We start from the raw sequence: 24,719 nt of genomic DNA on the forward strand, positions 1-24,719 counted from the left end.
CCGATCTGGGAGGGCGTTACGGTTATTGCCGTTTATCGCCACCCGCTAGACGTCTTTTTTTCCTTGCGAAAACATACCGCCAACAGGAGCGAAGCCAGTGATGACGATCTGTATAAATGGCCCGTCCCGCGCTCAATCCGTGCCTATGTCAGCAACGTGTCGGATTGCGACAACTTTGGCCAAGAGACCCTGATGACGATGGCGATACACTATACCAATACGGTGCTTTCCGGTAGGTTGCCTGATCTCAAGGTATTCCATTATTCCGACATGGTTCGTGACGGTCGGGGCACGGTCGCGGCATTGGCAGCCGCGGCAGGGATCGAAGCGAGTGCCAGCGTGATCGACAAGGTGGCCAAGGCCACAGCTTTTGGCGCGATGAAGGCCAAGGCAGCCGACTATGCGCCGGTGGGCGGCACGGGGTTCTGGAAAAATGACGCGAACTTCTTTGACTCTGCCAGTTCCAAGAAATGGGATGGAAAGCTTTCCGACGAAGAACTCGCGCTTTATCGCGCGCGGCTCGAAGAGTTAATTCCGGATGTCCGGGCGCGCGACTGGCTTGAAGGCGGTGCCGGATAGGCTGCAAGAGCGCGCATTCAATCGGGATTGGATTATTGTCCGTCCGCTTCGTCCCGCTATGCTGACCTAGGCACCGGGCCGCCGCGAATGCACTCTTCCGCCCGAACTGACCTCACCCCGTGCGAAATCCCCGGTCGCATGCCCCACCCAAGCAACCACGGCTTTGGGCCTCGTGTGACTGATTTTACCGTCGGAATGTCTGTTCGCCAGATGCAGCGCAGGGCCAATTTGAGCCCATTGTGTGTGATGCTGCATAGCAAACGAATGTCGCTACGTCATTCTTCTGGCCAACACGCCCATCAGGAGCAGTGCAAATACAAGGAAGGTGGCCCCTGCCATCCACGCGGTGGGCGTTGTGTAAACTTCGGCAACTGCTCCAGCCACGATCAAGCCAAGTGCAGCCCCCAATTGCTGTAGGAGTGAGCGCAGTGACAACATTGTAGACCGCTGTCGATTTTCAACGCAGGCATGCAGAATGCTGCTGGCAGGCGTTTCGCTCGCGCCCAAGATGACCGAGTAGAGGACGAAGATCGCAACGAAGCCAATGATATTGCCCTGTAACGCCAACGCGATTTGAACGGCCGCAAGACAGGCAAAAATCACTGATAATGTGATCGCGTGCCGGCGTCTGAAAATCCGACTGATCCGAGAAGACAGTGACGCTCCAAAGGCAATTGAGAAAAAGTAGATCGCCGTCAGTGCGCCAATTGCAGTATTGGCGTAGCCTTCGCTCAGCATACCCTTGACGTGGGTGGGCCAGAATACTTCGACCGGGTTCGTTGCCATCAAAAACAACGTCAACGCCAGTAAAAGCATCGACAGTGAAGGATGCTTCAAGGCAAGGAAACCAGCCTCCTTTATCACGGCAGGAACGTTCGTGAAGCCCTGCAAAAGCGCCTTGGGATGCAGCGGGCGCGGCTCTTCTGTGATGGCAAAGAGGGTGTAAAGAAACAAGACAGTCATCATAATGAAGCTTGCAGCGTAGGAGACATCGTAAATGCTGAACCCTAGCCTGACTGCGGTTGCGCCGAATGCGTCGGGCAACAAGCCCCCGCAGATCGCACCGAAGGCCAGACCCATTGCGTTTGCCCATTGGGCCTTTGCGAGGGCGGGCTGAATATCGACGTTCGGGGCCATGACACCAAAGTTCTCAACAAACCATGCGTCGAGTGTTCCCGAGCGCAAAGCACGGCCAAACCCAATAAACGCGAACGACAATGCCAGAACATAGAAATCGCTCGACGACAGGAAAAGACCCAGCGAGATCAAGCTTGCAACGACCGCAGACAGGAAGACGGGCTTGCGGCCGATGTTGTCAGCCAGACCGCCAAAGGGCAGTTCCATCGTCATGGTTGTGACTGAATACACACCAAACAGCAGCGAAATCTGGAAAAGGTCCATGCCGCGGTCGATCAAGGCGAGCGCGACAACTGCCACCGTCAAGCCCATCGCAAAGCGGTCCAGAAACTGGTGAATCTGGAAAACCCGAATGTGCCGCCGGGCGGAACGGGTGAGCTGAGCGAAGGAGAATGCGATGTCGGCGGGCATAATTCCAGTCTTGGCATTTCCCCATATGCAGCGCTAGGGACGTTCAAAAATTGATGTGATCCCCGAAATCGCGGACGGCTCAGTGGAACAGGGCGCTCAGCCTGCCTTGAACTCAGTCATTCTGCGGTCGGATCGGTCCAAGAAAGGCTTCCAGCAGATCATAACAGGCCTGCCGGACGTCGGCCCGTGAAAGCCTTTCGGGGTCCAGGCAGCGTTCGAGCCAGAGTCCATCCACCATCGAGATGAACAGTGTCGCCAGAGCATCTTCGGAGATCGCAAGAGTCCGGCCATCCGAAGCCTCGCGGATCGCCTGCACCACGCGCTGCAGATAGTGGTCATAATAGCGTCGGTGTTCCAGCATTAGGTCTGGGTCATTGGCCACCTCGCCCCACATCGCCAGCCATGCCCGAAGCGTGCCTTGGGATGTGTAGTCATCAGACAAAAGCGCCTCGATCATCTCGGTCAATGAGGTCTGCGCAGAACCGCCCGGGGCCGCTGCCCCCAACATCCGGTCATAGGCAGTCGCATAGCAGGCGCGCAGCAATTGCTGTTTGGACCCGAAATGATGTGTAATCAGCCCGCGCGATGCCCCCCCGGCCGCTTCACAAATCCGGTCGATGGTAAAGCCCGAGACACCGCCGTCGGCAAGGCAGGCAAGCCCGGCCTCGACCAGCATTTCGCGGCGTTCGGGGGCCTCGTATCGGCGGTATTTCGGAGTGTGTGCTGTCATCACCTAGATCATGTCACGTGGAATGCGGTCATGCCAGTCTCGCGCAAAGACTTCTTGTCCGTTTTCTGACAGGCGCACCTGCATCTGGACGATGAAATGCGTCGCGTCACAGGTCAGGCTGCCGGTCGAGTGGTGCAGGATCGTGGTATCCTTGCGCCGGATTTCAACGCGGTTGTCCGTATAGGTCGCAGCACTCAACGGATCGCCTTCGGTGATTTCATGGCGGCAAGTACCGGTCGAGATTTGGGTCTGTTCGATATCCGTCATCTCCATCGCGTAAGTCCAGCGCGGGAAATCCACGACGATCGTGCCATTCAGCAGGTCGCGGGTGATGCGTCGACGGTTTGTGGCAGGGCTGGAGTGATGCACAACGGGCGTTTGGGCGGCCTCTTCGGGCGGATCGAAGGGGCGTAGCGTGTCATCCTCGGGACGTGGGGGACGTATCGGCAGTTGGAGTTCGGACGCGCCGCAATGGATCGTCAAGGTCACCAGTTCGGGGGAAGGCCAGACCAGTGGGTAATAAACCGTCGACAAGGCCACAGCGATCCGGTGCCCAGCGGGGAAGTGATGTGCGATGTCATCCATTTCGACGACAGCGTCATAGTCCTGCCCCGGTTCAAGGGGGGTCGGGTGTTCATGGCTGTCCCGATGGGTCAGGTTCAGCAGGCCAAGGCCCACGCGCGTCGTACTGCCATCTGGCCGGACATCGTTTAGCCGGGCCGAGACCAGCGCCAAGGGCTTGTCAGAGCAAAAGCGCAAAGCAATCCGCGGTGCGCCAAGGATCTCGACGGCCTCGGGTAGCGGGTCCGACAGAAAAACCAGACTGCCGCCATCGTCTTCGCGCTGGTCGCCGGGCCAATCCGCATCTTCGCCATAGCGCCCGACTTCGCCGGAATTCATGCCAACCCACAAGGGCGAGCATATGCTGCGCGTCCCTGCGGTGTCACTGAACCGCCCGTCCGCGCCAAGCGGCAGGCGTCGCATCGTGATCCGGGGCGAAGGCCAGCTGTCCTCGGCGACCCAGCGCCCCGGACGGGTGCGGTAGCAGGTCGCCGGTGGCACGCTGTCCTGCATCCAGACGCGATACATCGGCTCTTGCATGATGCCGGTGTCACGCCCCTTCATCCAGTGATCGCACCAGCGCACGACCTCTTGCAGCCAGCCGATCGCGGGTTCCACGGTCACGTCATGCGGGTAGGAATGCGCCCAAGGTCCGATCAGCCCGCGCCGTGGCACGCTCAGACCGGCAAGCAGGCGCGGAACGCTTTCGGAATAATTGTCCGCCCAGCCCGACACCGCGTAGACGGGAACCTTGATCGCGCTGAAGTTCTCGCAGACCGACCCTTGTTTCCAGAAATCATCGCGCCGCTGGTGGTGCAGCCAATCGGTGATCCATGGCCGTTGATGCGCCATCCGCGCCTGCCACATCGCGCGCCAGTTCTCGCCCACGACATCGGGATCAGGGGGCAGGTCGTTGGTGGCCATCATCGTGGCCGACCAGTCAAAGTTATCCTTGCTTAAGCAGCCGCCAATCCAGTGGATGTCGGTGGCATAGCGGTCGTCGGTGGACCCCACGGTGATGATCGTCTTGAGCGCGTCAGGCTGCCGTGCCGCGATCTGCAAACCGTTGAAACCGCCCCAGGAGATGCCGATCATCGCCACCTGACCGTCGCACCAGTCCTGTGCGGCCAGCCATGCGATGGCGTCGCATCCGTCCAACTGCTCTTGCACGGTATATTCGTCGTCGATCAGGCCTTCGCTGTCTCCCGATCCTCTGATGTCGAGCCTGACGCAGGCATAGCCATGTCCTGCAAGATATGCGTGCATCCCCTGATCGCGGTAACGCGTCCCGTCGCGCTTGCGGTAGGGCAGGTATTCCAGAATGGCAGGCACGGGGCCTGCGCCTTTTGGACGCCACAGCTTGGCGGCCAGCCGTGTCCCGTCGGGGAGCGGAACAAAAATGTTTTCGATCACTTCCACAGGATAGGGAAAATCAGTTCTGACGTTTGGCATCGCGACACCTCGCTGTTGTTGGACGACTGTACAATATGGGCCTTTTGGCGCAACGCCGATGTTGCCCTGTTTCGATTGACGCAGCCTCTTTGCGCAGCTTATGATATGTTTATTCAACAAGGAGACTGTCTTGGCCCGCAATCCCCAGTACGATCCGTTGTTTCAGCCGCTCAAGATCGGGCCCAAAACCACAAAGAACCGCTTTTTTCAGGTGCCACACGCCAGTGGCATGACCAATGCGGCCCCGCATGTGCGTGCGGCCTTTCGCGGGATGAAGGCAGAAGGGGGCTGGGGCGTGGTCTGCACCGGAGCGGCCTCGGTCGATCCGTCTTCTGACGACAGCCCGTTTCCTTGCGCCACGATCTGGGATGATGCGGACATCCGCGCCCACGCCCTGATGACCGATGCTGTCCATGCCCATGGGGCCCTTGCGGGGATCGAACTTTGGCACGGCGGGGCTGCATCGGTGAACCGGACCAGCCGGATTGCACCTCTCAGCCCTTCCGGCGTGCCTTGGATGCCGACCCATGTGGGGTTCATGTCCGCGCAACGCCCAAAGATCATGGATGCAGAGGATATTCGCGCCTTGATCCAATGGCATGCCGATGCGGCGGTGCGGGCCGAACAGGCCGGTTTTGATATTCTCTATGTCTATGCCGGTATGGGTTATCTGCCCTATCAGTTCTTGCTGCCCGACTATAATCACCGCACCGATGCCTATGGCGGATCGGTCCGCAATCGCGTGCGTCTGGTCGAGGAATTGCTGGACGCCGTGCGCGAAGCGACACACGGGCGCTGTGCCGTGGCGCTGCGGATGTCGATGCAGGAACTGCGCGCGCGACCCTCCGAAGTGGCCGAAAGCGAGGCGCATGAGGTGGTTGGCCTGCTCAAGGACGCCCCTGATCTGTTCGACGTCAAGATGGACTATTCCGCCTATGACTGCGCGCCGTCGCGGTTCGCCGCCGAAGGCAGCCACGAGCCGGTGATCGACTTTATGAAATCCGTCACGGACAAGCCCGTGGTCGGGGTGGGGCGGTTCACATCGCCCGATACCATGGTGGGCATGATCCGTCGCGGCGTGCTTGACCTGATCGGTGGCGCGCGCCCCTCGATCGCTGATCCGTTTCTGCCCCAAAAGATCGACGAAGGCCGCGAGGAAGATATCCGCGAATGTATCGGCTGCAATATGTGCATCGCCTCGTGGCATGACGGTGTCTGGGTGCGCTGTACGCAAAACCCGACGGCGGGCGAAGAATGGCGGCGCGACTGGCATCCCGAGGTCGTCACGCGGGATCGCGCGGGGCAGGTGCTGATCGTCGGCGGCGGGCCTGCGGGGCTGGAGGCAGCATTGACCGCAGCACGGCGCGGTTTTGATGTGGCCTTGGCCGAGGCACGGGACGATTTTGGCGGGCGGCTCTTGTTCGAAAGCGCGCTGCCCGGTCTGCGGGCATGGATGCGTGTGGCCGAATACCGTCTGGGCCAGTTGCGCAAGCTGCCCCATGTGTCGCTCTATCCGGCCAGCCCGATGACCGACGCGGATGTGCGCGATTTCGGCGCCGATCACGTCATTGTCGCCACGGGCGCACGCTGGACCACACGGCTTTGCGGGGCCAACGAACTGCCGGTTGCGGGACTGGAGGCGCCACGCATCCTCACACCTGATGATCTGGCGCGGGGCCAAGTCCCTGAAGGGCCGGTCGCTGTCTTTGACTTTGACAATTACTATCTGGGGACGGCCATTGCCGAACATCTGGCCACGCTTGGCTTGCAAACCACCTATATCACGACGGGTGGTGCCGCTGGCGCATGGGGCATCATGACCAACGAGCAACCGGGTATGCATCAGGCGCTTGAACGGTTGGGTGTCGCCTTGCGCACAAGTGAAATCGTGACCGGCTTTGACGGGGTCACACTGGACCTGGCCCATGTGTTTTCAGGGGCGGCGCGGCAGATCGCGGCCCGCAGTCTTGTGATCGTGGGTCAACGGGCAGGGGGTAGCGCGCTCTTTGACAGTCTGGCAGGGGGCAGAGATGACAGCTTCTCCCTTTCTGTCACCGGTGACGCGCGCGCGCCCGGTGCCTTGGTGCATGCGGTCTATCAGGCGCATGAGACAGCCCGCGGCCTTGATCTGGCCCCGTCCAATGCCGCGCTGCGCCGCGACGGGCCTGTCCCGCTGACCGAGCCTGTGACGTGAGGCGGGGCAAATCCCGCGAAGGGCGGATGATCGGCGTGGTGAACCAGCCGCCCTTTTCGCAACTCACCCGCCCCTATGATCCGGTAGCGGTGCTGAGTGATGATCAGGTCGCGATGATCCACCAGGCTGCGTTACGGGTCTTGGCAGAAATTGGGATGAAAGTGCTGCACCCCCCCGCGCGGGATCATTTCCGCGCGGCAGGGGCAACGGTCCAAGGCGATATGGTGCAGTTCGATCCCGATCTGATCCCCCGGCTTATTCAGACCGTGCCACGGCATTTCACGCTGGAAGCCCGCAATCCGGCCCGCAACCTGCGGCTTGGCGGGCGCGATCTGATTTTCGGCGCGGTGGGCGGGCCCGCTTATGTGATGGACAACGACCGTGGCAAGCGTGACGGCACCTTTGCCGAGATGTGCGACTACATGCGCGTCATTCAAAGCCTGAACATCCTGCACCAAGAGGGCGGCGGACCCTTTGAGCCGATGGACCTGCCCGCCGCAACGCGGCATCTGGATATCTTTCGGGCGCAGATCACCCTGCTGGACAAGAACTGGCAAACCCAGACGCTCGGTCATGCGCGCACGATGGACGGAATCGCACTTGCCGCGCTTGCGCTGGGCACCACCCCTGACGGGCTGAAGGACAGGCCGACGCTTTTGGGGATCATCAATACCAATTCGCCGTTGCAGCTTGATATCCCGATGGCCGAAGGGCTGATCTGTCTGGCGACCTATGGTCAGGTCAATGTGATCACGCCTTTCACGCTGGCGGGGGCGATGTCGCCTGTGACTTTGGCGGGCACGCTCGTCCAGCAACATGCAGAAGCTTTGGCAGGCATTGCCCTGACCCAGATCGTCAGGCCCGGTGTCCCGGTGATGTATGGTGGTTTCAGCTCTAACGTGGATATGCGCTCGGGTGCGCCTGCCTTTGGCACGCCCGAATACGTCAAGGCGGCACAGGCCAGCGGGCAACTGGCCCGCTCTATCGGTGTGCCTTTCCGGTCGTCGAATGTGACCGCTGCGAACGAGGTCGATGCACAGGCGGCATACGAATCGCAGATGTCACTTTGGGGGGCCTGCATGGGCGGGGCGCATCTGGTCAATCATGCCGCGGGCTGGATGCATGGCGGGCTGACGGCCAGTTTTGAAAAGCTGATCCTTGATGCCGAACTGTTGCAGATGATGGCGGCCTATTTCGACCCCATCGTGGTGACGCCCGATACCTTGGCGGTCGACGCGATTCGTGCGGTCGGGCCTGCCGGCCATTTCTTTGGCGCGGACCACACGATGAGTCGCTATGAGACCGCATTCTACACACCGCTTTTGTCGAATTGGGACAACCACGGACAGTGGCTTGAAAACGGGGGTATCACCGCACGAGAACGGGCCAATGGGGTCTGGAAACAGCTCCTTGCCGATTACGAGCAACCCCCGCTTGATCCTGCGCGGCTTGAGGCCATCGACGCCTATATCACCCGCCGCAAAGCCGAAGGCGGCGCGCCGATGAATTGACCGCGCGACAACGGTCCCCGTTCAGGAGGCCCCTTCTCAAACGTCCTTTGTCATGCAACTCTTGACCATCCGTGGAGAATTCAGCGCCATGTCACCCGATACCCTGCGCAACAGACCATCCTACCTGTTCTACCAGACCGAGCACCCCCGACCGATGCTGGACAGGGCCGAAGGCATTTACATGTGGGACACCCAAGGGCGGCGGTTCATTGATGGATCGTCCGGGGCGATGGTCTGCAATATCGGCCACAGCAATCCTGCCGTGCTGGAAGCGATGCGCGCCCAGATGGACAAGTCGACCTTTGGCTACCGCCTGCATTTTGTCACCGAAGCCTCTGAAGCGCTGGCCGAGCGCACGGTCGAACTGGTCTGGCCCGGCATGAACCGCGTGTTCTTTGTCTCGGGCGGATCAGAGGCCGTGGAATCGGCGATGAAGCTTGCCCGCGCCTATGCGGTGGCGGTGGGAGAGGGGAGCCGCTGGAAAGTGATCTCGCGCTGGCCGTCTTATCATGGCTGCACGCTGGGGGCGCTTTCGGTGACAGGCTATGACAGCCTGACCGATCCTTTCGCGCCGATGATGCAGGCCATGCCCAAGGTGCCTGCACCGCGTGCATGGCTGGACGGTCTGGACCCAGCCGATCCGGCCACCGGAGCGCATTACGCCGACATGCTGGAGGCGGCGATCCTGGCCGAAGGGCCGGACACGGTTCTTGCCTTCCTACTCGAGCCGATTGGCGGTGCCTCGACAGGGGCGCTTGTCCCGCCTGCGGGGTATATGGAGGCCGTCCGCGACATCTGCACCCGTCACGGCGTGCTCTTGATCCATGACGAGGTGATGTCGGGTGGCGGTCGCACAGGGCGCTTTCTGGGCGGGCAGCATTGGGCAGGCGCACCCGATATTCTGGCGTTGTCCAAGGGTTTCGGGGCGGGCTACATCCCCCTTGGTGCCATTGTCGCACGCGGCGAGATTGTCGAGGCGGTGATGGCCAAAGGCGGCTTTGCCCATGGCTTTACCTATGCAGGCAATCCGCTGGCCTGCGCGACGGGTCTTGCGGTGCTGGATGAAATCATCCGGCAGGACATGATGCGCAATGCTCAAGTCGTGGGTGACCACCTCAAGCGTGGTCTGGTGGGACTGATGGACCGGTTTCCCTTCATCGGCGATGTGCGCGGCATGGGTCTGCTGCTGGCGATCGAGCTTGTCTCCGACCGTATCACACGCGCGCCTTTGCCACCGGCGATGAAAGCCTACGACCGCCTGACCGAGGCCGCCTATGCCCTTGGCCTGATCGTCTATCCGCGCCGGTCCCGGGGTGGATACGAGGGGGATCACATCCTGATTGCCCCCCCGATGATCACCACGATCGAACAGGCCGACGAGATCGTGGCGCTACTGACCGACGCGCTGACGGCCTTTGCCATCGCATCCGAATTGCCGCTGTCATGAGCAAGATCCTGATCACCTGCGCCATCACCGGATCTATCCACGTGCCGTCGCAGTCGCCCTATCTGCCGATTACGGCCGCGCAGATCGCTGAACAGGCCATCGGGGCTGCTGAAGCGGGTGCCGCTATCTTGCATCTGCACGCGCGTGACCCTGCCACCGGACGCCCGTCATCGGACCCCGATCATTGGGCCGGTTTCCTGCCACAGATCGCTGTGGGTACCGATGCGGTTGTGAATATGACGACGGGTGGTTCGGCGGTCATGACGCTTGACCAGCGACTGGCAGCACCCCGCGCTGTCGCACCCGAAATGTGCAGCCTGAACATGGGCACGATGAATTTCGCGCTTTATCCCATGATCCCCCGGATCAAGACTTTTTTGCATCCGTGGGAGAAACCCTTTCTGGAAGGCACGGACGATCTTGTCTTCAAGAATACGCCGCGCGATATCGCGCAGGTTCTCGACGAGATGGGGACGCAGCGCGGCGCAAGGTTCGAGTTCGAATGTTACGACCTGTCGCATCTGACCATGCTGCGCCATTTCGTGGATCGCGGATTGGTCAAGCCGCCCTATTTCATCCAGTTCGTCTTTGGCGTTCTGGGCGGGATGGCGGCCGAACCGGATACGCTGACCCATTTGGTGCGGACCGCCGACAGGCTTTTCGGCGATGACTATCTGTTTTCTGTCCTCGCAGCAGGCCGGATGCAAATCCCTATGGCAACGATGGCCGCCGCGATGGGCGGGCATGTCCGCGTGGGGCTCGAGGATAATCTATATCTGGACAAAGGGGTGCTGGCCCCGTCGAACGCTGCACAGGTGTCCCGGATCCGCACGATCGTCGAAGGGTTGGGACGCGAGGTGGCCACGCCTGCCGAGGCGCGCGCGATGCTCCACCTCAAGGGACGGGCGGGGGTGGGCGTTTGACCGTCGGCTATCGCAGGGCGGTCGCGGCGGACGTGGCGGCGATCCATGCGCTTTTGCAGCAGATGGCGGCCGAAGCGGGCCGCAGTATCGCGGGGTCTGACACGGCCCTGCGCAAGTACGGCTTTGGCCCTGAACCGCGGTTTCGGGCGGTTCTGGCCGAACGTGAAGGGCAAAGCATCGGGCTGGCGCTGGTCTTTCCCGAATACTCAAGCTGGCGTGGTGCCCTGGGGCTTTATGTGCAGGACCTTTATGTCCAGCCAGCGGCGCGGGGGCAGGGCGTGGCCTCTGCCTTGATCGGTGCGGCGCTCGCTTGCTGTGAGGACTGGGACCCCAGCTATGTGACGCTGATGGTGGATCAAGACAACATCACGGCACAGGGCTGGTACGCCAGACAGGGTTTCGCCCTGCGCGAACGCGGCGATTTATTGATCCTTGACGGGGCAGCGCTGGCGCGTTTCGCGCGGAAAGTCAGCGCATGATCGCAGTCTTTGATCCGCGTCAGGCGGCGCATGATCCGCAGTTCTTTCTGTCGTCCGGTGCGCCGCAGCCATGCCCGGAAAAGCCTGACCGGGCGCAAGCCTTGCTCGAGGCTGTCACGCAGCTTGGGCTGACCGTCAAGCAACCAACGGATCGGGGCGTGGCCCCAATCGAGGCCGTCCATCCCGAACGCTATTTGACTTTCCTGAAGAATATCCACCAGCGCTGGCAACGCATCGCAGGCGCCAGTGCCGAGGTCATCCCGAATATCCACCCCGACCACCGGCTTGTGGGGTATCCCGCTTCGGCCGTCGGGCAGGCGGGCTATCATATGATGGATACGTCATGCCCCATCGGTCCCGCCACCTGGGAGGCGGCCTATGCCAGTGCGCAGACCGCCCTAGAGGCCGCCGATCTGGTGCGGTCTGGCGCACGCGCGGCCTATGCGCTGTGCCGTCCGCCCGGCCATCACGCCTTTGCCGAACTTGCGGGTGGCTTTTGCTATCTCAATAACAGCGCCATCGCAGCGCAAAGCCTGACAGGGCAGGGCGCGCGCGTGGCGATCCTGGATGTTGACCTGCATCACGGCAACGGCACCCAAGGCATATTCTACAGCCGTGGTGACGTTCTGACGGTGTCGATCCATGCGGATCCCGTCCGCTATTACCCGTTCTTCTGGGGCTATGCGACTGAAACGGGGGAAGGTGCGGGCGAAGGGGTCAACCTCAACCTGCCGCTGCCGCGCGGGACGGGCGATCACGGGTTTCTGGCGGCCTTGGATATGGCCCTTGGTCGTGTGGCGGATTTTGCGCCCACGCATCTGGTGCTTGCGCTGGGGCTTGATGCCTTCGAAGGCGATCCATTTGCGGGCCTTGCCGTGACCACGCAAGGATTTGCCCGGATCGGCCAAGCCATTGCGGCGCTCGGCTTGCCTGTGGTGATCGTGCAAGAGGGCGGGTATCTTTGCCCGGAACTCGGCCAGAACCTTGACGCGGTGTTGCGGGCCTTCCTTTAGCGCCAAGGCTGTAGCAAGACCCGTCGCGTGACCTCTTCCACCGGTTCATCAGCCGCGATCAGCCCTGCGACCCATTCGCAAGAGGCCGCGTTAAAGACCGCCCCTTTGCCGCGCCTGTATTCCGCGATGCAGCCGTTCCCCCGTGATGCCCTGCCCAGTGCCTCCGGATCGGTGCTGCCAAAGACCCGCAAGGCCAGATCCTCGGCATCGGCTGAACCAATGAAGCCGTCGGCGTCGTCCGGCCCTGTGGCATGGGCCAGCGTCGTCGCAGGCGACAAGGCGATGATCGTCAGATCACCGGCAAGTCCGGTTCCGTCTGCGGGAGAGGGCAGACCGTGGGTCATTGTATAGTCGATCCCGTCCACCTCGTAGCCAAAGACCCGCGCGGCAGCGCCCAAGATATCGCCATAGCCCAGTCCGGTATCGCGCAAGGCCCAATGATCAGGGCGATAGACCGTGAAACCGCCTGTGCCATGGGCGGCGCAGCGGCTCCAACCGGCATAGACCCCTGCGCTGCCGGTCAGCCCCATGGTTGCCACCGCAGGGCGCCCCACGGCGGGGTGATCCCAATAGGAGGTCAGGTGCTGGGGGTCCGCGACATCATCCTCTGCTTCGGCGCGTGACTTGTGGCAGGTCTGGATGCTCAGATCGTCAGACAGGCGGGTTTGCCAAAAGAAATTGCCGGCAAAGCGCGCGAGTTCCCCACCTGCATCGACCCATGCGTCCAGATGGTCGCGCATGTTCCATGTCCAGTATTCATCATGGCCGACAATGACGGCGCGGCGATAGGCGGCAAGGGCCGAAGGGTCATGGTGAAGATCATGCTGGGTGATGACATCGCAGGCGATGTCTTGCGCTGCGCACCAGTGCATAAAGGGTCGCTCGAAGGCGGCCCAGCCGGAAGACGCGTATTTCTTTGAGACCCCTTCGGCGCGTGCGAATTCCATATGCGGATAGCGCGGTCTTGTCCGCAAAGGCGAGGCATGGGGGATGCGCGGTGCCGCCGAAGGCCATTGCGCGAACCCCGTGGCCCAAGGGCGGTGGAGCGATACATGCGCCGCAAATTCATGACCCGAAGGCCCGCTAAGACCTTGATAGTGGTTCGACCCGCCCCAGTCGTTGTAGGCACACCAAGTGCCAGTACACAGGATCATCACCAAAGGCGCGGCCCGGTCCTTTGCCCGCAGTGCAAAGACATGCTCTGACCGATGCCCCGGCACATCGCAGGTGATGCGGTAAACACCCGACCGCCAATGATCGGGGATCGTGATGGCCGCCCGCTGTGGCCAGTCGCAGCCGCGCATCGCGCAATCGGGTGGTGTGGGGGCAAAACCGCCGGGGATCGTGGAAGAAAGCACCGTGTCAGGGACCAGATCATCGCGCCAGATTGTGACAGCGATCTGGTCGGTATGGGAGATCGCATGCAGGCGCAGCACCTCGCCCGGCGCATAGCTGATCTTGTCGGTATAGGCCCAGACCTGCGGGCGGGCAGGGTCATCGGATGCGGTCTCGTAATAATGTCCGGTGACCGGATCGCCGTCATCCAGTGGTCCCGCGACGAAAAAGCCTTTCACCGCCGCCCCTTTGCAAAAGCGCGTTCCAGAAACGCGGCTGTCCTTTCCAGATAGGCGGTCAGATTGGCACGCCGCGTCACCCCGTGGCCTTCGTCGGCAAACAGCATCACCTCGTGCGGGATTCCGGCCGCCGTCAGTTCGCGCACGGCGACATGGGTGTTTTCCGGTCCCACGTTGCTGTCGGCCAGGCCATGCACGACCATCACATGCCCGCGGATCTGGTCGATGAAATTGCCGGGGCTTGCATTGGCATAGCGTTCAGGCACCTCATCAGGCGAACCGCCCATCATTTCTTCGCTGTAGGCACGCCCCCAAGGCATTTCGGTCGCGTTATAGTCGATGTCGAGCTTGTACATCCCGCACATCGGGATCGCCGCAGTCACAAGATCGGCGTGGCGCGTGATGGCGTACCAGCTTGAAAAGCCGCCATAGGAATTGCCTGCAACGGCGATCTTGTCTGTGGGTGCGACGCCCATGGCGATCACCGCTTCGGTGCCTGCACGGATGTCGGCCTGTTCGCGTCCGCCCCATCCGTCTTCCTTGACCTTTTCGCGCCAGCGCATGCCGCGTCCGGTCGAGCCACGGTAATTGGGGTCAAGCACGGAATAGCCCAAAGCGACCCAGAACTGGATCTTGGGGTTCACCCAGTCTTCGGAATGCCAAGTCGGCCCGCCGTGGACATAGGTGATATGCCCGCGCACCGGACCCTTTGGACGATAAAGCCAGCCTTGGATGGTTTCACCATCGGGGGCTGTCCAATGCAGGCTTTCCGGCACGCTAAACAGTGCTTTGGTCGGGGCGGAGGCCAGCGTTGTGCAGGTGCCATCAGGTCCGATGTGGACAACGTCGTGCGGGGCAGAGGCGTCATAGCCTTCGGCCAGCCAGCCACCGTCCGGTAGACCTGCCAGCGGCAAGAGCGACCGCCTGCCAGAACGGTTGGGCAGCGGTGCATAGGTGCCATCGGTGAACACGACGGTTTCAAGCGCCGCATCGGTAAAGCTGTGACAGGCAAACTGCCCGTTTGCGCCAATCACCAGCGTTTGCGGGCGCAGTTCCGGCTCTGCCGCCAGCCATGTGATGGCCCCGTCAGCCAGGGTCACAATGCCGACACGGTCGCCCTCTGCCCCATCCGCCACGACAGCAATGCGGTCGGCATCCAGCCACCAGCCCGTTGCGACGGCTTTTTCGCCCAGACAAACCAGTTCCCGCGGAGCGCTACCATCAGCACCGATCACCCAGATTTGCGTGGCGCCGGGGGCCAGGCGATGGCGATGCCACAAAAGATGCTGCCCGTCGGGGCTCCATTCCGTGCCAGCGCCGAAGGGGTCGGGGTTGCGGAACAGGATTTTCCGCGCTCCGGTCTCCAAGTCGTGCAGATAGATCAGATTGCCCGCGATGACCTCTTGGGCCTCATCATCATAGTCGCTGATATAGCTGATGGAGCGCCCGTCTGGCGAAAACTGACCGCCGTAGACATAGTGATCCCGCTGGAGCGGGGTGAGCGGTGTGAGGGCATTCCCCTTGTCGCGGTCGAGCAATAGCAGTTGATCGTGTTCGCAGCTATCGGGCGAATGGGCGAGGATCAGGCGGTGGCCATCGTGGCTCACATCACGGAGTGTCAGGTGGTCGGCACTGTCTTTGGTCAGGGGCATTGGCGGGGATGACCCATCGGTGGGGGCCATCCAGATTTCAGAGACCTCAGACAGGCCGGACCATGACCAAAAGGCCCATGCCCCATCGCCCGAGGCACGCAGCGTTTCGATCTGGGGTAGGGCGGCCCATGTTCGGGCAAGGGTCTGAACAGGTGTCATAGGACCTCGGCAAAGTGACAGGCAGCGTTGTGCCCTGACGTAATTTCGCGCAACGCGGGCCGCGCTGTATTGCAGCGCTGGACGACATGCGGGCACCTGCTGGCAAAGACGCACCCGGGTGGCGGGGCAAGGACAGACGGCAATTCACCCGGCAGCGATTGGCCCAAACGTGCATGTTCGCGAACCGGATCAGGCTCCGGAACTGCCGCCATGAGTGCTTGGGCATAGGGATGCAGTGGGCCTGCGTAAAACGCATCCCGCCCCGCTGCTTCGACCGTGCGGCCAAGGCACATCACCATGACATCATGGCTGATATGGCGCACCACAGACAGGTTGTGCGAGATAAAGATCAAGGCCAGCCCCAGCCGGTCTTGCAGGTCCATCAGAAGGTTAACCACCTGCGCCTGTATCGACACATCGAGGGCCGAGACGGGTTCGTCGCAGACGATCAGCTTTGGCCCCGCGATAATCGCGCGGGCAATGCCAATGCGCTGGGCTTGCCCGCCCGAGAGTTCATGCGGATAGCGGGCCGCGTAATCCGGCGACAGGCCCACAAGGCGCAGGGCCTCGGCCGCGCGCTCGTGCAGGGCTGCGCGGTTCAGGCCCGGCTCGAAGGTGATCAGGGGCTGGCTGACGATCCGGCCCAATGTCATGCGCGGGTCAAGTGCGGCGACTGCATCCTGAAAGATGATCTGGAATTCCGACCGTCTTTTGCGCAGGGCTTTGGGGGGCAGTTGGCCAAGGTCCTCGCCTTCCCACAAAACCTGACCGGAAACAGGTGGGAGCAAATGCAGGATCGCCCGTCCCAAAGTGGATTTACCGCAGCCGGATTCCCCGACAATCCCCAAGGTCTGCCCTGCCTGAAGCGTGAAAGACACATCATGGACGATGGGCAGGTGACGCGGACGCGAAAACAGACCGCTTGCAAGCGGATAGCCTGCGTTCAGATTGCGTACCTCCAGCAGCGGGCTCATGCGGTCTCTCCCGTCAGGTGGCAGGCGGCAAGGCGTCCGGGTGCAATGGCCTTTAAGGGTGGCGGGGTCGTCTGGCAGATGTCGATCCGCTGGTCGCAACGGGGGGCAAAGGGGCAACCGGGCAGCATCGCACCGCCCGCACGCGGTGCGCCCGCTATCGTTTCCAAGCGTGGCGTAAGTGGCGCCGCAATACGCGGCGTGGCGTGCAAAAGCCCCTTGGCATAAGGGTGTGCGGGGGCTGCGAAAAGGGGTGCTGCGGGACCTTCTTCCATGATCCGCCCGCCATAAAGCACGATCACCCGATCACAAAGCCGGGCGACAACCCCCAGGTCATGGGTCACAAAAATGATCGCTGTGCCTATCTCGCGGGCCAGTTCGGCAAGAATATCAATGATTTGCGCCTGAATTGTCACATCCAGCGCCGTCGTCGGCTCGTCCGCCAGCAAAAGCCGGGGTTTCACCAAAAGCGCCATCGCGATCATGACCCGCTGGCGCATGCCGCCGGAAAACTCGTGCGGATAGGACCGCGCGCGCCGCGCCGCGTCGGGAATGCGCACACGGTCCAGCATCCGCACAGCCTCGCGCCCCGCATCGCGCCGCGACAGGCCCTTGTGCACGATCAGCCCTTCGGCAAGTTGATCTCCGACACGTTTGTAAGGGCTGAGAGAGGTCATCGGATCCTGAAAGATCATCGACATCGCCACGCCGCGCACATGATCCAGCGCGCGCGGCGACATCGCCAGCAGATCCTGCCCCGCGAAATGTGCCGCCCCGCTGACCCGTCCATTTCCGGCCAGCAGTCCCATCAGGCTAAACAGGATCTGGCTTTTGCCCGAACCGCTTTCGCCGACGATGCCCAAAACCTCGCCCGGGGCCACGTCAAAGCTGACATGGTCCACGGCGGTCACTTCACCTTCGGGCAGGCGGAACCGCACGCTGAGGTCGCGGACGCGCAGCAGGCTATCTGTCATTGGGATCAAAGGCATCGCGCAGCCCGTCCGCTATGAAGTTGAGACAGAAGAGAACAGTTGCCAGCATACCTGCGGGCAGCAAGAGCAGGCGGATATCGGTGCTCATCGCTGCTGTGCCGCTTTGGATCAGGTTGCCCCAACTGGCCTGCGGTTCCTTGATGCCGATGCCAAGGAAGGACAGAAAACTTTCCGACAGGATCACCTCGGGGACCAACAGGCTGGAATAGACGATCACGGTGGACAGGGTGTTGGGCACGATATGGGTCACGATGATCTGGCCGTCAGTCATGCCGCCTGCCCGGGCGGCCTCCACGAATTCGCGCCGGGCCAGCGATTGGGCCTGGCCGCGTACGATCACGGCAGGGGTCAGCCAGAGCGTGAACACGATGGCCGCAAACAGCGCGATATTGCCGCCGCCAAAGAGCAGCGACAGCAGGATAACAAGGATCACATAGGGAAAGCCGTAAAGGACCTCGACCAGACGCATCATGATCCGGTCGATCCTGCCGCCGATAAACCCCGAGATCGCGCCATAAAGCACGCCGATGAGCGCCGCCACCAGCGCCCCCAGAAATCCGATCGTCAGTGAAACGCGGCCCCCTTCCAGGGTGCGGACCAGCAGATCGCGCCCAAAGTTATCGGTGCCAAACAGATGGATCGAAGTGAAATCGACCCCCTGATTGATGGCGTCGAAATTTGCATCCTCGCCTGTGAAGGGAAAGAAGAATGGCCCGATAAAGCACGCCAGAATGATCGCTGTCAGCACCACGATACTGGCCATGGCCAAGCGGTTTTGCCGAAAGCGGCCCATCTGAAGCGACAGGGTGCTTTGCGGGATCGGGGCGAGGCTGGTGTCACTCATTGCGCACCCTCGGGTCAAGCCAGCCGCGCAGGATATCGGCCAGAATGTTGAACACGATCAGGAAACCGCCGTAAAGGATCGTGATCCCCATCACCAAAGGATAGTCGCGGTTCAGTGCCGCATCCACGAAATGACGCCCGATGCCGGGCAAGGCAAAGATCGTCTCGATCACGATAGACCCGGTGATGATCGCCGCTGTTGCGGGCCCAAGATAGGCGACCACCGGCAAGACAGCACCGGTCAAGGCGTGGTTCCAGACAACCCTGCGGCCGCCGATCCCTTTTGCCACCGCGGTGCGGATATAGTTCTCGCGCAATGTCTCGATCATTGCGGCACGGGTCAGCCGCGAAATATAGGCGATATTGGGCAATGACAGCGCTACGATGGGCAGCACCAGATTGCGCCAGCTGTCGCCCCATCCGCCCACCGGCAACCAGCGCAGTGTCAGGGCGAAGTAGACTTGCATCAGCGGGGCCAGCACAAAGATGGGCACCGCGATGCCGATCACAGCGATGACGCCGGCCGAATAGTCGATGATCGAATTGCGCTTGAGCGCACCCAGAATGCCCAGCGTCACCCCCGTGACCGTGGCCACCATGACGGCCCAGAACCCGATGGTCAGCGAATAGGGCAATCCAGAGATCAGGATATCGGCGACGGAATAATCCCGAAAACGGATGGAAGGGCCGAAATCGAACCGCACGACGCCCCAGACATAACGCAGGAATTGCTGCAAGAGCGGCTCGTCCAGATGATAGGTCGCCTCGATATTGGCCAAGATATCGGGGGAAATCTTGCGGTTGGAGGAAAACGGACCGCCCGGGGCAAGCCGCATGACGAAAAACGTCAGCGTCACAAGTGCCGCCAAGGTCAGAATTCCGTCGCCCGCCCGTTTGGTCAGAAATCTTAGCATACCATCCCTGCGATAAACGGGGCGCGGCGGACCGCGCCCCAATGCCGATTGTTATTCCAGCGTCAGGTATTGGCTGTTGTGATAGCCCACTGGCGATTCCACCCAGCCGCCGACCCTTGGGCTGACCATCTGCCGTGTGGGGATGATCGAGATCGGAGCGACGATGTAGTCATCCAGCAGGATCTTTTCCGCAACCGCCAGCGCATCAAGCCGCGCTTGCGGGTCGGTCTGCGCCGATGCCACGTCCATTGCCGCCTCGTATTCAGGCGAGACCCAGTTGTAACCTGCCTCTGCACTTGGGCGCATGTAAGGAAGGAATGTCTCTGGCCCCGGGAAATCACCCACAAGGTTATCGGCAAAGACGTCCCATGTGCCGGCATAGAAGGCATCAAGCCATGCTTTGCGTTCCTGTGGTTCGACCACCGCATCGACGCCCAAAACCTGTTTCCACATCAAGGCGATCCCCTGCGCTCTGCGCACGGATTCTTCGGCGACGGTCGGCAGGATGTTGATCGTCAAAGGGTTGTCCGGCCCATAGCCTGCGGCGGCATAGAGTTCTTGCGCCAAGGCGTTACGTTCTTCCTGTGTCATCGCGGCTTCGTCAAAGACCGGCATGTTGTAGTTCGGGTCAAAACCGCCCGAGAAGGAATAGTTGGGCGTAGCCCCCGAACGCACAATCCGCCCTTCCAGCGTTTCGCGGTCGATCGCAATGGTCAGCGCACGGCGCAGGTTGATGTCCTGAAACGGCTCGCGCAGCAGGTTGAACGAATAATAGACAATATCGACACCTGCTGTGATCTTGACCTCGTCAGGAACCGTGGCTTGCAAGCTTTCCATCTGGGCGAGCGGAATATCATAGGTCACTTCCAATTCACCCGCCTGATAGCGCAGCAATTCGGTCGAGGCGTCCTCGGTCACATGATACTTCACGAAAGGAATAGAGACATTGGCCGCGTCCCAGTAGAGCGGGTTGCGTTCCAGAAGCACATGGCTTTGCGGGACGATCTCGCGGATGAGATAGGCGCCGTTGGTGACGACGCGCGCGGGATCGACAAAGACACCCGCACCACCCGCATCAACGCTGGGGCTGTGCAGCGGTGGCATCGAAAAGGCCCCGCCCAGAATGTTCATGACATGGGGTGCAGGATTTTCCAGCTGGATCACGACAGTCCGGTCATCCGGTGCTGTCATGCCAAGGCCGGATGCATCTGTCGCATCGCCGTTGATGATGTCAGCAGCGCCCACGACTTGCACAACCGAAGTAAAGTAATAGCCGCGCTCTGATCCGGTATCGGGCAGCAGCGTGCGCATCAGCCCGTCCACATAATCCTGGGCCACCAGCGGATCGCCGTTTGACCAGACCAGTCCCTCGCGCAGGTTGAATGTATAGGTCAGACCGTCTTCGCTGACCTCCCAGCTTTCGGCAGCACCGGGCAGGATGTCGTAGCCGTTATAATTCACAAGGCCCTCATAGGCATCGCTGAGGATGGACCCTGCGGCGGCGTCAAAGTTCACATGCGGATCCATTGACGACCATTCCGACCCGATCCCGCGATCAAGCGTGTCGTCTTGCGCAAATGCAGGCGCCGCAAAGGCGCAAGCCAGAGCCAGCCAACTGCCAGCCAAGATAGAAAGTCGTGTCGTGGTCATTTCAATCCTCCTTTAATGATTAATCTGTTAACAAGTGACCCGCACGCAGGACGTCTTTTCCCGCGATATGGGCAAGGCTTTGTCCGCGCAGGCACGACGGCCAGAGTTCGATGCGAAACAACAGACCGGTGGTAACGGCTTGGACGGGCGCACGCACCCGCGTGACCGGATCAAGCACTTCGCCGATGATGTCGCCTTTGGTTACCCAATCGCCCGGCGCGGCCCGCCAAAGCACGACTCCGCCTTGTGGCGCAAAGATTTCACCGGCTCCGCCCAGCGGCAAAACAGGGGCTTCTTCAAAGGCGGGTTGCGACTGACCGTTGACAGCTCCGATTGCTCCCAAGAACACCATCAATTCTGCGGCATCCTTTGTGGCTAACGCGTCGCTCACATCGTTCTGGCCGCGATATTCCAGCGTGACGGAAAAGCAGCCCGCCGGGATCGGGAAGCTCTTGCCGAAACGCTGGCGCAGGCTGGCCCAAGGGGCAGTATGCGCTTCGTCAAAGGCATTGCCGCCGGATACTTCTTGCTCCAGCACCAGCTTTGCACCTGTGGCGCGACTCAGCAGGGCTGTGTCCTTTGGGCGCGCCGGTGACGCGTAAAAGTGCAAGACCGCCTGATGGTCGCAATGCAGGTCGAGGACGTAATCGGCATCATGCGACCACGTCAAAAGGGCCAGTTGGAGGTCCGCCAGCGCATTGCCGCGCGGCAAAGCGGCCAAAGCCTCTCCAAAAGCGCGGCGGATCAGGGTCAGGTTCTCGGTTTCCGATCCGGTCAGCACTGGTTCCAAGGCGTCTGCTGCCAGTGCGGCGAGATCAGGAAAGCCCCGGTTGAAATTGCGCATCGCAGTCAGGTCCTGACGCCCTTGCGGTTTATGCGCGATCCATTGTTCCAGACCGATCGGGTTTGCGATGGGCACAAGCCATATCTCGCCCGTGATCTGTCCTTGCGCCTCTGCCGCGTCCAGCATTTCCGTCAGATGATCGGCTACCAGAATGCCCGGCATTTCGTCTGCATGCAGACCGGCTTGGATGTAAACCTTTGGGCGGGCGTCGCTTTTGCCCCAGACCCGGGCATCAAGCGTGCGGGTCGTGCCGGGGCTGTCCCCGGCCATGATATGGCGGACCGACCTTATGGTCGGTCTCCTAGATGATGGGACGCATCAACTGAAATAGGCATCCCCGGCAAGACTGATTGCCTGGCTATTCGGGGAATGTCCCACCGGTTATTTGGCATCAGGCAGCGCCTAAATCATGATGTCAGGGATGCTGGCAGCTCCAGCTATTGAACGACTATACAACGCGCCAAGAAGCCGTCAACGTGAAAAGCCGCGACCTCTGGCACCCGCGCCAAATCGCGCGTCAGGCGTCGGATATTGTCAGCTTCCGCATCGTCCTCTTTGATCACCGCCGTTTGCTTGTCTTCGCTCTGCGGGCCAGACCAGTCCAAAACCCGGTCACAACGGCCAGACGATCAACAGCAGCGGTATGCTGACAACAACCACGATGACCTCGACCAAAAGTCCCAGCCGCCAGTAGTCACCGAACCGGAATCCACCGGGACCCAGGATCAGCGTGTTGTTCTGGTGTCCGATCGGGGTAAGAAACGCGCAAGACGCGCCAATTGCGACCGCCATCAGGAAACTGTCCGGATTGACGCCAAGTGTCGCGGCAATCCCAAGGGCGATGGGGCACAGGATGGCGGCGGTGGCGGCGTTGTTCATCACGTCCGACAGGAACATCGTGGTGATCAACACCACGGCCAAGGCGGCGATCGGATTGCCTTGTGCGATGGTCCCGACCAGAAACCGCGCCAGCATGTCGGCGGCTCCGGTGGTCTGCATCGCGCCCGCAACTGGGATCAGCGCCGCCAGCAGGACGATGATCGGCCAATCAATTGTCGTATAGATTTTCCGCAGCGGGACCGTCCGCAAAAGCATGGAGGCCAGAACCCCAAGGGCAAAGCCCACCGGTGCAGGCAGCAGACCCAGCGTGACAATGCCGACAGCGCCCAACATGATCGCGCCCGCGATGATGGCCATGCGCTTGTCGGGGATGCGCAACTCGCGCTCGCCCAGAGGAACGCAGCCCGTGTCGTTGATAAATTCGGCCATCATCTCGGCCGGGCCCTGCAAGAGCAGCAGATCACCGGATTTCAGTTTTAGTTTGCGAAGCCGCGCCTGTGGCTGGCGCCCTTCCCGCGAGAGGGCAAGCAGATTGAGCCCATATCGGGTGCGCAGGCGCAGATCGCTGGCCGAACGCCCGACGATCGTCGCGCCCGGCAGGACGGCGAGTTCCCGCAAGACAATATCTTCGTCACGCTGATCGCTTTGATCGGCGTCGGCGACCTTGTCCGTCTTGCCGGTGGAAGTTTCCGCTTTGGCCGTTTTCGATGTCTTCCCGGGCGCATCGTCTTTGTCACGCGGGGCGGTTTGCTGTGCCTCAAGCGTGATCCCAAAGACCGACAAAGCTTCGGCCAATGCGTCGACATCGGCCTGTATCACCAGAACGTCCCCTGCATGAATCTTGCGCGCACCATGCGGCGCGGTCATGCGCACCTCGTTGCGCACCAGACCGACGATCTGTGCGCCGCTGTCGTCGATCTCGGCCTCGAAACCGCGCATTGTCAGGCCGACGGCCTTGCCTTTCTCGGGCACGCGGACCTCGGTCAAATAGGTGCCTGTGTCAAAACTGCTGCCGGCGGCAGATTTGCGCGCAGGTACCAAGCGCCAACCGATGATCGCGACAAAAAGAACGCCCGTGATTGCAACCGCCAAGCCCACTGGGGCAAAGTCGAACATGGCAAACTGGCCCAGTCCGGCCTCTTCGCGAAAGCCTGATACGATCAGGTTCGGGGGCGTGCCCACAAGCGTCGTCATGCCGCCCAATATCGTCCCGAAGGCAAGCGGCATCAGGATTTGTCCGGGCGCTAGTCCAAGCCTGTCAGACACCTGCACGGCGATAGGCATCAAAAGCGCCATAGCACCCACGTTGTTCATGAAACCCGACAGCGCGGCACCCAGTCCGATCAGCGCCAGCATCGTCGTGATCCGTCCGGCATCGCGCGGCAGGAGACTCCGCGCCAGCCAATCCACAGCACCTGTGTTGCGCAATCCCTGACTGAGCACCAGCACACAGGCCACTGTGATCACCGCCGGATGGCCAAAGCCCGCGAAGGCAGCGTCTGGCGGGACCAAGCCCGCGATGACACAGGCCAAAAGGGCAGCGAGGGCTACCACGTCATGGCGAAACCGCCCCCAAAGGAACAGCCCCATCATGGCAGCAATCATCGCGAAAATCAGAATCTGTGGATCGGTCAACAAAACGGCTTTCGTGCTGGGTCTTGGCTTAGCGCAGGTTTTGCGACGTGGTGCTGATCCGGGTCAGCACAGCAGACCCTTTCTGATCAAATGGCATTGGGCGATCACGGTCCACTCGCCGGGTTTGCGTCACGAAAGCAAGTTTCACTCTTACGCCCAACGTAAAGCTAGCGCATGTGACCGGTGCTGTGCAAGGCAATGGGCTTGA

General features: G+C 61.3%; 19 protein-coding genes. 7 read left to right on the plus strand and 12 right to left on the minus strand.

All coding sequences use genetic code 11. The annotated features are described in order from the left end of the window. On the plus strand, window positions 1–579 hold a 579-nt coding region (locus tag NWQ23_RS04880), incomplete at its 5' end, for a sulfotransferase domain-containing protein (RefSeq protein ID WP_306165129.1). Window positions 580–849: 270 nt separating this feature from the next. Here NWQ23_RS04880 and NWQ23_RS04885 read toward each other — a convergent pair. The 3 genes from NWQ23_RS04885 to NWQ23_RS04895 all read right to left on the minus strand — a co-directional run bounded on the left by NWQ23_RS04885 (window position 850) and on the right by NWQ23_RS04895 (window position 4,870). Next, window positions 850–2,127, minus strand: a complete 1,278-nt coding sequence (locus NWQ23_RS04885) for an MFS transporter (protein WP_306165130.1) — start codon at window positions 2,125–2,127, stop codon at window positions 850–852. 112 nt (window positions 2,128–2,239) lie between these two features. Beyond that, window positions 2,240–2,857, minus strand: a complete 618-nt coding sequence (locus NWQ23_RS04890) for a TetR/AcrR family transcriptional regulator (RefSeq protein WP_306165131.1) — start codon at window positions 2,855–2,857, stop codon at window positions 2,240–2,242. A 3-nt stretch (window positions 2,858–2,860) separates the two neighbouring features. Beyond that, entirely contained in the window at window positions 2,861–4,870 is a 2,010-nt protein-coding gene (locus tag NWQ23_RS04895) for a CocE/NonD family hydrolase (protein ID WP_306165132.1), read from the minus strand. A 130-nt stretch (window positions 4,871–5,000) separates the two neighbouring features. Between NWQ23_RS04895 and NWQ23_RS04900 the strand changes: the two genes are divergently transcribed. The 6 genes from NWQ23_RS04900 to NWQ23_RS04925 are packed head-to-tail and all read left to right on the plus strand — an operon-like array spanning window position 5,001 to window position 12,437. Beyond that, a complete protein-coding gene (locus NWQ23_RS04900) occupies window positions 5,001–7,064 on the plus strand; it encodes an FAD-dependent oxidoreductase (protein WP_306165133.1) in 2,064 nt (687 codons plus the stop codon). After that, entirely contained in the window at window positions 7,061–8,575 is a 1,515-nt protein-coding gene (locus NWQ23_RS04905; RefSeq protein ID WP_306165134.1) for a trimethylamine methyltransferase family protein, read from the plus strand. The genes NWQ23_RS04900 and NWQ23_RS04905 overlap by 4 nt, the downstream gene beginning before the upstream one ends. Before the next feature lie 52 nt (window positions 8,576–8,627). Continuing rightward, window positions 8,628–10,022 carry an aspartate aminotransferase family protein gene (locus NWQ23_RS04910; RefSeq protein ID WP_372340109.1) on the plus strand — a complete coding sequence of 465 codons (1,395 nt, stop codon included), beginning with the start codon at window positions 8,628–8,630 and terminating at the stop codon, window positions 10,020–10,022. Further along, on the plus strand, window positions 10,019–10,945 hold the full coding sequence (locus NWQ23_RS04915) for a 3-keto-5-aminohexanoate cleavage protein (protein WP_306165135.1): 927 nt from the start codon (window positions 10,019–10,021) through the stop codon (window positions 10,943–10,945). Before NWQ23_RS04910 ends, NWQ23_RS04915 begins: the two co-directional genes overlap by 4 nt. After that, on the plus strand, window positions 10,942–11,424 hold the full coding sequence (locus NWQ23_RS04920; RefSeq protein ID WP_306165136.1) for an N-acetyltransferase: 483 nt from the start codon (window positions 10,942–10,944) through the stop codon (window positions 11,422–11,424). Before NWQ23_RS04915 ends, NWQ23_RS04920 begins: the two co-directional genes overlap by 4 nt. Further along, a complete protein-coding gene (locus NWQ23_RS04925; RefSeq protein WP_306165137.1) occupies window positions 11,421–12,437 on the plus strand; it encodes a histone deacetylase family protein in 1,017 nt (338 codons plus the stop codon). Before NWQ23_RS04920 ends, NWQ23_RS04925 begins: the two co-directional genes overlap by 4 nt. Here NWQ23_RS04925 and NWQ23_RS04930 read toward each other — a convergent pair. The 9 genes from NWQ23_RS04930 to NWQ23_RS04970 form a co-directional block, all read right to left on the minus strand. Next, window positions 12,434–14,011: a N,N-dimethylformamidase beta subunit family domain-containing protein gene (locus NWQ23_RS04930; RefSeq protein ID WP_306165138.1), complete on the minus strand. Its 1,578-nt coding sequence runs from the start codon at window positions 14,009–14,011 to the stop codon at window positions 12,434–12,436. The two genes, NWQ23_RS04925 and NWQ23_RS04930, sit on opposite strands and share 4 nt — an antisense overlap. Beyond that, window positions 14,008–15,822 (minus strand): prolyl oligopeptidase family serine peptidase, encoded by a 1,815-nt coding sequence (locus NWQ23_RS04935; protein ID WP_306165139.1) that lies wholly within the window; start codon window positions 15,820–15,822, stop codon window positions 14,008–14,010. Before NWQ23_RS04935 ends, NWQ23_RS04930 begins: the two co-directional genes overlap by 4 nt. Beyond that, window positions 15,819–16,796: an ABC transporter ATP-binding protein gene (locus NWQ23_RS04940; RefSeq protein WP_306165140.1), complete on the minus strand. Its 978-nt coding sequence runs from the start codon at window positions 16,794–16,796 to the stop codon at window positions 15,819–15,821. Before NWQ23_RS04940 ends, NWQ23_RS04935 begins: the two co-directional genes overlap by 4 nt. Then, entirely contained in the window at window positions 16,793–17,782 is a 990-nt protein-coding gene (locus NWQ23_RS04945; protein WP_306165141.1) for an ABC transporter ATP-binding protein, read from the minus strand. The genes NWQ23_RS04940 and NWQ23_RS04945 overlap by 4 nt, the downstream gene beginning before the upstream one ends. Further along, window positions 17,757–18,629 carry an ABC transporter permease gene (locus NWQ23_RS04950; RefSeq protein WP_306165142.1) on the minus strand — a complete coding sequence of 291 codons (873 nt, stop codon included), beginning with the start codon at window positions 18,627–18,629 and terminating at the stop codon, window positions 17,757–17,759. Before NWQ23_RS04950 ends, NWQ23_RS04945 begins: the two co-directional genes overlap by 26 nt. After that, complete coding sequence (locus tag NWQ23_RS04955) at window positions 18,622–19,542, minus strand: ABC transporter permease (protein ID WP_306165143.1); 921 nt, start codon at window positions 19,540–19,542, stop codon at window positions 18,622–18,624. The genes NWQ23_RS04950 and NWQ23_RS04955 overlap by 8 nt, the downstream gene beginning before the upstream one ends. A gap of 51 nt (window positions 19,543–19,593) precedes the next feature. After that, window positions 19,594–21,192, minus strand: coding sequence for a peptide ABC transporter substrate-binding protein (locus NWQ23_RS04960; protein ID WP_306165144.1), 1,599 nt, complete (start codon window positions 21,190–21,192; stop codon window positions 19,594–19,596). Window positions 21,193–21,211: 19 nt separating this feature from the next. Then, complete coding sequence (locus NWQ23_RS04965) at window positions 21,212–22,306, minus strand: succinylglutamate desuccinylase/aspartoacylase family protein (RefSeq protein ID WP_306165145.1); 1,095 nt, start codon at window positions 22,304–22,306, stop codon at window positions 21,212–21,214. Between the two features lie 342 nt (window positions 22,307–22,648). Next, window positions 22,649–24,511, minus strand: coding sequence for an SLC13 family permease (locus NWQ23_RS04970; protein WP_306165146.1), 1,863 nt, complete (start codon window positions 24,509–24,511; stop codon window positions 22,649–22,651). Window positions 24,512–24,719: the final 208 nt, after the last annotated feature.

This window comes from Yoonia sp., assembly GCF_030731595.1.
GTDB lineage: Bacteria > Pseudomonadota > Alphaproteobacteria > Rhodobacterales > Rhodobacteraceae > Yoonia.